At 48.8% G+C, this 8,971-nt stretch carries 6 protein-coding genes; 1 reads left to right on the plus strand and 5 read right to left on the minus strand.

Going from position 1 to position 8,971, the window contains the following annotated elements; translation table 11 throughout:
- Positions 1 to 18: 18 nt before the first annotated feature.
- The 5 genes from ACYVJM_RS28365 to ACYVJM_RS28385 form a co-directional block, all read right to left on the minus strand.
- Positions 19 to 3,213 (minus strand): two-component regulator propeller domain-containing protein, encoded by a 3,195-nt coding sequence (locus tag ACYVJM_RS28365; RefSeq protein ID WP_461151548.1) that lies wholly within the window; start codon positions 3,211 to 3,213, stop codon positions 19 to 21.
- A 416-nt stretch (positions 3,214 to 3,629) separates the two neighbouring features.
- Positions 3,630 to 4,103, minus strand: coding sequence for a hypothetical protein (locus tag ACYVJM_RS28370; protein ID WP_461151549.1), 474 nt, complete (start codon positions 4,101 to 4,103; stop codon positions 3,630 to 3,632).
- A gap of 659 nt (positions 4,104 to 4,762) precedes the next feature.
- Complete coding sequence (locus tag ACYVJM_RS28375) at positions 4,763 to 6,445, minus strand: selenocysteine synthase (protein WP_461151550.1); 1,683 nt, start codon at positions 6,443 to 6,445, stop codon at positions 4,763 to 4,765.
- Between the two features lie 197 nt (positions 6,446 to 6,642).
- Positions 6,643 to 7,050 carry a bile acid:sodium symporter family protein gene (locus ACYVJM_RS28380; RefSeq protein ID WP_461151551.1) on the minus strand — a complete coding sequence of 136 codons (408 nt, stop codon included), beginning with the start codon at positions 7,048 to 7,050 and terminating at the stop codon, positions 6,643 to 6,645.
- Between the two features lie 404 nt (positions 7,051 to 7,454).
- A complete protein-coding gene (locus ACYVJM_RS28385; protein WP_461151552.1) occupies positions 7,455 to 7,712 on the minus strand; it encodes a winged helix-turn-helix domain-containing protein in 258 nt (85 codons plus the stop codon).
- A gap of 339 nt (positions 7,713 to 8,051) precedes the next feature.
- On the opposite strand from ACYVJM_RS28385, the gene ACYVJM_RS28390 reads away from it, so the two are divergent.
- Positions 8,052 to 8,306 (plus strand): hypothetical protein, encoded by a 255-nt coding sequence (locus ACYVJM_RS28390; protein WP_461151553.1) that lies wholly within the window; start codon positions 8,052 to 8,054, stop codon positions 8,304 to 8,306.
- Positions 8,307 to 8,971 lie beyond the last annotated feature (665 nt).

Below are 8,971 nucleotides of genomic sequence, written 5' to 3' on the forward strand. Positions count from 1 at the left end.
GGGGTGAAGTCCGTTCTTTTATAGCGATAACATTAGGATTACGCGGGTGCCCCTGGCCTGCCCGGCGGCATCTACCAAATCCACAATTGTTACGGTCGTTTGTTTGCCATAAAGTTCGTTCATCAACTCCATGCGGCTAGCCGTTATTTGCATGCCTAGCGGCTTGGATCGAATAGCCGATTTGCTCTTCAGCTCGGCGGCCCGCTGTCGGCCGATCCCATTGTCCTCGATCACACAGACCAATTGCTGATTTTCAAGGTACAAATTAATCCGTAAATGACCGAGTGATTCTTTATGCAGTAATCCGTGCCAGATGGCATTTTCGACGTAAGGCTGAATCAAAAGGGAGGGAATAATAATATCCTCGGCTTCGACATCGGGGTCTACGTCAATATGAAAATTGAACTTTTGCCGAAACCGCAGCGCTTCCAGCTTCAGGTACAGCTCTAAGGCATCCAACTCATTTTGCAGGGTGATCGTGGCCGAGTTAGAGTTTTGTAAAATGAGCCGGATGAGCCGGGAGAATTTAGCTAAATAATCTGAGGCTGCATCGGGGTCATTCTTAAGAATGAAGGTATTGATCGAGTTAAGGCTATTGAAGATGAAATGGGGGTTCATCTGAGCCCTCAGGGCCTGCATTTTCATTTCCGATAGCTTACGGGATAAGTCTGCTTTTTGCTGTTCGGCTTCTACTCTTTTAGCTTCTTGCCAACGGATTTGCTTGACTCGGTAGCGTAGACCGCCATACACCAGGCAGGTCACAACGCTCAAGACCAAGCATATAAACCATCCGGTACGCCACCAGGGCAGATGGATGATGATATGCATAGTGGTTCCCTGTTCATTCCAAACACCATTGTTGTTACTACCCTTTACCCGAAAGACGTACTCACCCGGATCCAAATCGGTATAGTTGGCCATCCGTCGGGTCCCGGCCTGCACCCAGTCCGCGTCCACACCCTCCAGTTTATAGCGGTACTGATTCTTTTGGGGGTTGGTGTAATTGAGAGCTGCATACTCGAACGAAATAAAATTCTGCCGATACGTTAGCTCGATTTGAGTAGCCTCCTGTTTTCCCGGTACTACCGTATCGAATAGCCTGAACCGGGTAATCACGACGGGTGGCACGTACCGATTGGGAGTGATTTCGTGCGGTTTAAAGGCGTTAAGCCCGTTGTCACTCCCTATGTATACTGTTCCGTCACGCCCTTTAACGGCGGCGTGGGTTAACTGATTACTTTGTAGGCCGTCCTGCGCATCGTAGTTGGTAAACTTGTGGGTTGTGGGACAAAATTGGGCAAGCCCCCCGTTGGTGCTGAGCCATAGATTCCCCTGGTTATCTTCCAGAATCGCACTGATGGTATTGCTGGCTAACCCCTGTTGATCGGTGAACGTGGTAAAGGTTTGGCTTTGCTCATTCAAGCGGCATAATCCGCCGGCGGAGGTGCCAAACCATAAAATGCCCTTTGTATCCCGATAAATGCAAAGCACCGTATTGGAACTGAAACTGGTGGTATCGTTAACCCGATGCTGAAAGCGGGTAATGGTGCCGGTTTTTCGATTCAATTTACTAATCCCGTTGCTGCCATGCCCGAACCAAAGGTTTCCCCGGTTATCTTCCTGAATGGCATTTACCTGGTGGTCAGCCAGCGTATTCAGGTTGGCAGGATCATGACGATACTCCTGGATGAGGCCCGTTGTTGCGTCGTAACTACGCGTTATGTGCTGGCAACCTATCCAAAGTAAGCCCTTGCAGTCTTCGTAAAGAGCCAGTACGAGATCGTTCGCCAACAATTTACTTAGTCGCTGACTGGCTGAAGTCAGAAACTGGCCCGCTTTTCGATCAAATCGGAGTAGTTTATGGCCACTACCTATCCAAAACGTTGCACTCCGGTCTTCCAGAACAGAGCATCCTCTCCAGTTGATTTGAAAATCTGGTCTTGACTTATAGCGGGTAAACAGGCCTGATTTTTGATGAAAAGAAGCCAGTCCTGTTTCAGTTACGATCCAAAGGGTTCCCGTTTTATCTTCGTACAGAGCCGACACAACCGAACCACGTAAGGCATTAAGTGGAGCGAGGCTGGCAGTAGCTGACCGGAAGGGCAGCGGATGCGGATCGATCCGGCTCACGCCATTTAACGTACCCACCCAAAGGCTACCTGCCCGATCCATTAGTATTTTGCTGACAACGTTACTCCCTAAACTGGTGGCATCCGTCGGGTCATGTTGATAGCGCGTAAAAGTGGTTTGGTCATCATTAAGTCGGTTGAGTCCATTATGCGTACCGATCCAAATCGTTTCCTGCGCGTCTTCAACGACACTCTCTTCAAACAGAGAATCACTGCTTAATGAATGTGGATTTTTGGGATTATGCCGGTAGTGGGTAAATACCCCAGTTTTGGGATCGAATCGATTCAGCCCGCGTTGCTCCGAGCCAATCCAGAATAAACCTTTTTTGTCTTCATAAATGGAGAGTATGACATTGCCACTCAAGCTGTTTGAACTGGAAGGGTCATGGTGGTACTGCTTAAAATGGCATTGGGCGGGCGCACCGGCAGGTCCGGGTGTCAGGAGTAACTTATGGACTCCGGCCTTATTCCCAAACCAAAGCGCTTTTGTGCGGTCTTTGTAAATCGTAAAAATTGCATCAATCCCCCGGGCACTTTCATCAACAGACGGTTCATAATTCAGCCCATACTTTTGGGAAAACAGGCCGGTTTTTTTGTCGAAACGGCGCAGTTCTCCGCCATACGTTCCAACCCAGATTCGTCCTTCCTGGTCTTCATTGATGGCGGAGACGGCCCGTAGAGCTGGATCCGCCTGATCTATAGGCGGAGGCGGGCGATAGGTAGTAAATTGCTCGGTAGCCGGGTCAAATTTGCAGAGACCACTCTCCGCGGTACCGGTCCAGATTAGTCCTTGTGCGTCCTCCCAGATTTTGAAGATGATGTTATGCGAAATAGAGGTTGAATCATGTGGTCTGTACTTGTAAGTAATGACGCTGTAACCGTCGTATTTACTTAGGCCGTCTAAGGTTCCAAACCATAAATAACCCTTCCGGTCCTGAAGCATGCTCCAGATTCTATTATCTGAAAGGCCATCTTTTACGGTCAGGTGCTCAAACTTGATTGGAGCCTGGGCAAAACTAGCCCCGGCCAGTACCACTAAGGGTAGTATGACCAGACATTTGACAAGCGTAAACGAATAGTGCATAGGAAAGGCTCATTAAAAATTTCACCTTTGCTCATCAACCACTTGGCAAAGTAACGATAAATTAGGGAAACCATTCGGCTTGGCTAAGGGCTGCCTTACTCAACATGAGCCTGGGCCACCTGGCCACAAAGTCTTGAGCTCCCCGCCAGTTTCTCGATCGATAGGATTAATTTAAAGAACACAATCCGTTGGCTTTCACCGGGTCAGGGTTATCTAACCTTTAAGCGACGTTGTCAACTCGACAGCCTTATCTTTCTCGAGCCTATTGCTATCCAACAGGTATGGTTGACACTTTACCAGACGGCAAAGCGGTACCTAACTCTAAGTCTTGTTGAGGCTTACCGCGTACTGGCCCTCCTGGGGACCAACAAGTGACCCAATGCAAAAAGCCCATTGGGTCCCCTGACCTTAAGGGTTCAAGGGCGAATTGAACTAATTTGCTTAGCCTGGTCAAGCCCTTTAGGTAGTGAATCATCTAATGTCAGGCCATGGGGCACGGGGGTTTCAATTCGAACGGTTTGGGTAAAGTTTTGTCCCACCTGGTTACGAAGCTCAAAGGTATAGGTGCCTGCACCCATAGGGGCGAGATCAAAAAGGCCCGCAAAGCGCGTATGATAAGAAACGTCGGCGTAGTGTATTCTACCCTTGTCATCCCGGATAGTGATGGTTAAGGCGCCCCCTCTCGGATTGATCACATTGATGCGAAACGTTGTTGAGTGATTAATCGGGAAGATAACGGCTGGTAATAAAGTGGGGTCAGGCCTTAGCTGGTCTTCACCTGAAAAGGTTTGCCCTTGAGCGAGCCGGATAGTGCCTACATTCACGCTCACTAACAAGGCAAAGAAGATCACTAAGCGCTGGCTAATCGACTGATTATTGGTTGATTTCATGATAGTTGCAGAATTAGCATTTGACATAATCAAAGCTACCTGTAAGCGAGCGGTGCACCAAGGGGGACTGAGTAACTGACGGGAAGCAGAAAGCAACCGGCTGAATTGGGAATCCGTTGGTTTTGTAAGCGCCGGAAATAGATGTTGACTAAGTTATTGGAAGACGTAAAACCGAACCGAACGGAAAGTAGGCTAACTTGATTCCGTCCCGACCTTATGCCACTAACCAAATTTGACAGGTAGTACCAAAATTAGTTTTTTATAAAACCGCTTCCTTTCGAAACGGAGCTGTCGTCATACAACTGGTTTTAAAATCGGGCGTTTATTGGGACTCCATACTGTGATCTTACACCTAATTAGTCACGAACTAACTCTTAGCGACTGCCTGGGCAGAATCAAAGCCTGAAGTGAATAATTCCTTGACTTCTCCTTCGAGGGGTAGCGGGATATCACTTCAATCTAAAAGGTAACTAGGCTATTGATCAACTGAAGAGTGGATCGACGAATCAGTTTGAATAACTTAATCGAAGTGATTTACGTTAGCCAACGGCAGAAAAAGAATAATTATAGGGGCAAGTTAAGTATCCATCCCAGTTTGGCTGTAGCAACCGTAGTGTTAATAGTTGCCACAGCCACTGGATTTGTTCCTTTGCTCTCATTTAAGTCGAAAACGGCCTGCCCGAGGGTACATTAATTCGCTGGCGAGTCATTGAGTACGCTATTTTCTTGGCAGTAAATTTCGCCGTAACATACTCGACCATATCGATCTCACCGATGATTGTATCCTCCACTAGTTTCCCATGAAAGGTCATCACTACATTATCTCCGGGTATGTTGTAGCGGCTTTGGAAGCGAACCGTATTGCCGTCAATATTGCCCAGTAATTCCCGGTCGGCAAACTCACCTTTATGCGTTCCGGTCAAATAGTTACCGTCTTGTTTTTCAACAATAAACATGTGTTGACTGGTACTGGTGTAAAACTCGATCGTGACTTCCCATCGGCCACTGATATCGGCAGCGGGGGCTTTCATTTCAGCCACTACAGCCGGGCGACTACGCTTCCGGCTCAGAATCTCGTGAACGCACTGGGCGACAATAATCTCGTTGCCAGCGCCCATCATATAAGCGGCAATCGAAATCGAAGTGGTCGCCGTGGCAGAGGCCGATGGAGACGGCCCCCGGCCAGAACCCACACCCACGGCAACCCGGGGTTTAGTCGTTGCCAGTTCGTCGGCCACTTCCTGACCGGTGATATTGAGCGTTGTCGCATTCCAGCTGATAGTCAGCATTGGGGTAGCGTTGTCGAGTGCTCCTTCCGCCGGTTTACGCAGGTCAAGTTGCACACTATCGATACCGGATACTTTTTTGGAAATCGTTTCCAGCCATGCTACCCAGGTATTCATTTCAGCCTGATGATCCCGTATGGCCCATGCCTCCACGGCCGCCAGCATCCCAATCTGCTCCTCCCGTCCGATCTTGTTATTGCGGCAGGGGCCATGATGCGGCGCGCTGGCTTGCCAGGCCGACATCAGGATGTCTTTATTACCCAGCATCAAACCGGCGCTCTGTGGCCCGCGAATTACTTTTCCGCCGCTATAGGCCACCACACTAGCCCCCGCCTGGAGGTGTATATTCGGAATGGTCAGCCGCTCGGCGGCCGCATCGACCAGAATGGGCACTTTCCGGGGTTTGGCTAATTTTGCCACATTCTGCACAGTCCAGGGCGCTTGTCCCGGCATCATGTAAATCAGGGCGGTACGGGGACTGATAGCCTCTTCCAGTTCCTCAAGGCTATTCACGGTGACGATGGTTACGCCACAATTACGGATGGCATGGTCATACACATTGCGGGACGACCGGGGAATGATCACTTCGGTTTTCTCGAACCCCTCCAGGTTGGGGATTCGGATGAGCTTTTCGGGGTTCCCACCCGCCAGAATACCCGCGGTTACCTCATTCATGCCCGCAGCACAGCCCGACGAAACCAGGCCCAACTCGGCACCCGTGATTTCAGCCAGCCGCTTTCCAATACCGAACGCCAGTTCATCAATCTGCACGTTGTACCGACTGGCGTATTCCATAGCTTCCTTTACTTCGGGCAGTTCCATGGATGCCCCAATAATTGTAAATGTGCCCCGGCAGTTAATGATCGGTTCTACTCCAATGGATTGATAAATTTGTGGTCCCGCCTTCAACGGGCCAGCTATGGCTGTTACATTAGCGGATGTTTTTGAAAACCAGTTCGTCGGGGTGTTTCCCTCCGCCAAGGCATCCGTACCGCTAAGCAGGCCACCCGCCAGGGGCAGTAGGCTTAATTCTTTTAGAATCTCTCTTCGTTTCATAGGTCAACGATTTTTGTCTCGACGAGTGAGGCGCTAATTAATCAGTGAGTGCCCCTTCCTGACTGCAGAGACAGCGAACCGCAATAACGGCTTATTTTTTATATACAGTACTCCACTCTTTACATTATCAACCAGGAGTCGCTCGGACTCTGGCATTTTCTCTTTGGGAGGATGTCGGTGCCATCAGGATGCTAGGATCAAGCCCGTGATGTACATGAATGGCCTGAAGCGGCTGGTGCCAGGCCAACTGTCGCCCCTTTACCCATCTGGTTGGCCAGTCCCCCATTCGGCATGTCCACCTCAATGGCAATGGTCCGGCAGTCGCGTTCGTTCATATGGAACAACCGGGCTGACCAGTAGCCCAGAAAATAGCCGGGTAGGTTGTGCCGCAGCATCAGTCCAATCAGCGAAGGGCCACTAATCAATAACTTGTTCTGCCCGGCGGCTGTACTGATGGTTATGATAAAGCCAGTTCCGACCATCGACACCAGAGGCATGGCCTCATCGAGCCATTCGGCTTTCCCGCTTAAAAACGTGTTGAATAGTAATTCGGCCCCAATCGGGAAAATCACCATAGCAAAGGGCAAGGCAGATAGAACAGGCATATTGATCAATATAGATTAATAACCCTGGACGACAACCATCAACCGATTGAAAAAGTCAGTGAATTTGAGCAGCAGGCCAAGGCAATTCACCTACTTGATTAATCAAGTCTTTACAGCTAGAAGCTCGACAGGAAAGGCTGATGGCTTACAACAAAAGCTATCCGATTTGTTAACCAGCAAACGGCCGCTTACGGGTTGGTACACAGGTCGGCAACGATCTCATTATTGGTTGACAAATAATAAGATCAAGCCGTATTGAATACAGCTAAGGTGATTCTTACGGTCCTTACTAGCAGAGAGACAAGCTACGTTGCGATGGCTGATCAGGCGCCGTGGATGGCGTGCCCGATCCAGGGAGTATTCTAGATAAGCTGCTGGACAAAGTTGTTCAAACGGACCCGAAGTTAATTGGTAAACGGGTTATCCGGCAGGGCGTACAGATGCCGGTTGCCTTCAGAGCGGCAAGCGACAAGACCGTTCGTTTTCAATTTACCCAGATGGAGCCAGACCAAGGGTTTGCTACGCTGGAGCTGAGTAGCCAGCTGGGTTAAACTCTGCTCACCCTGTTGGTTGAGTAAACAGACGATTTTTAGGCGAAGCGGATGGGCTAAACTCTCCACGAGCTGGTGGGTTTGGCAAAGCGCTTGGGATTGAGGGGTCATGTTGAAGGATGGCCAACGCCAGGAGTAGTCCTCACCCTAGAAATCGGCCTGTCAAGTTGACAAATTAGCGGCTCATTTCCTGGGTAGGCAAGTCGAGAATTGATGGTCGATGAAATTTTGGCCTAAACGGGTTAGGAGGGGATTGAAAAGGCGCCTTGTATTTGGCTTAGCGTTATAGCCCCTTCGCTTATTATATAAAATATTATACTAAATTATGTGTATTACAGCTAGAACATATTTGCTGTTTTTTGTTAAGTGTAAACTAATATATGGGAGCACCTGCTTGAACTACCAGAAGCTGTAATCAACGGTAATCCTTCCACTTCAACGTGTTTCACCATGAATAACCAAGACAAGGCCAAGCTCATCGAGGAATTGGACGATCTCCAGGCTCAGCTGCAAAGACATTCCTTAATGCTAAATCGCCGGCTGGCCCAGGCCCACGAGTCGTCCGGTTTGCGCCAGGAGCAGCTCAACTCGTCTCCCTTAGAAGATCCGTATCCACTTTCCCAGGTGTTTACTGACTTACTGATGCGTTACAAACAAGCCCAGCAACGCTACGCTCAACTGAGTGGCCATTCTCGAGGGATTTAAGGTAGCGAAGGCGTTCTGGCGTGAACCCCTTCTTATCGGCTTAAGTCGAATGAGGTCTCTGCCCAAAGGAATGGTTTTTAGCGTAGTGGGAGCTTCGGCTGTTTACAGCTTTGTCTATTGTTGCCTACTAAGCCCGTTTTTCTGAAATGTCAAGTATGAGGGAACCAGAAAAGTAATAGCCACTGACTCGGGCAATCCCTATCCCACAGGTTTCCATTTCTTAGGAACCGTTGTCAAACAACCAATTTGTTGTCAGGTACTTAATTACTCTTTTCATTAGAAAGATTTGGCATGTTTGATTGACTCATTTCACCCACCGATCGATGTCTAAGCGGGATTGGTGGATTGGCTTTTTTGAGGGCTTAATGCCAAATCTAACTTGGCATTTATACTAGTAGCCACTAGTAACCCAGCAAACGGATGAAGAACACATTGATTGCTTATATATGGGACGAAAATAATCGATTGCAGAACCTACAACCGTTTGATGAACCCGCTTCTGTGGAAGCCTCTTACGAACGATTACAAAGGCTGGTTTGGTGTACGTCGTCAAATGAAAGTGGACAAATGGGATGAAAATGAGAAGAGACAATTCAGTAAATTGTTTCACTCAAATCCCCTTGGTTATGTCCAATTCAACCAAAAAATCTCCGCCTAGTCGTTCC

Source organism: Spirosoma pulveris (genome assembly GCF_054781875.1).

Excerpts from the sequence above, each read along its gene's own strand:
- ACYVJM_RS28365 (WP_461151548.1), bottom strand. The coding sequence starts at position 3,213 with ATGCACTATTCGTTTACGCTTGTCAAATGTCTGGTCATACTACCCTTA.
- ACYVJM_RS28370 (WP_461151549.1), bottom strand. The coding sequence starts at position 4,103 with ATGAAATCAACCAATAATCAGTCGATTAGCCAGCGCTTAGTGATCTTC.
- ACYVJM_RS28375 (WP_461151550.1), bottom strand. The coding sequence starts at position 6,445 with ATGAAACGAAGAGAGATTCTAAAAGAATTAAGCCTACTGCCCCTGGCG.
- ACYVJM_RS28380 (WP_461151551.1), bottom strand. The coding sequence starts at position 7,050 with ATGCCTGTTCTATCTGCCTTGCCCTTTGCTATGGTGATTTTCCCGATT.
- ACYVJM_RS28385 (WP_461151552.1), bottom strand. The coding sequence starts at position 7,712 with ATGACCCCTCAATCCCAAGCGCTTTGCCAAACCCACCAGCTCGTGGAG.
- ACYVJM_RS28390 (WP_461151553.1), top strand. The coding sequence starts at position 8,052 with ATGAATAACCAAGACAAGGCCAAGCTCATCGAGGAATTGGACGATCTC.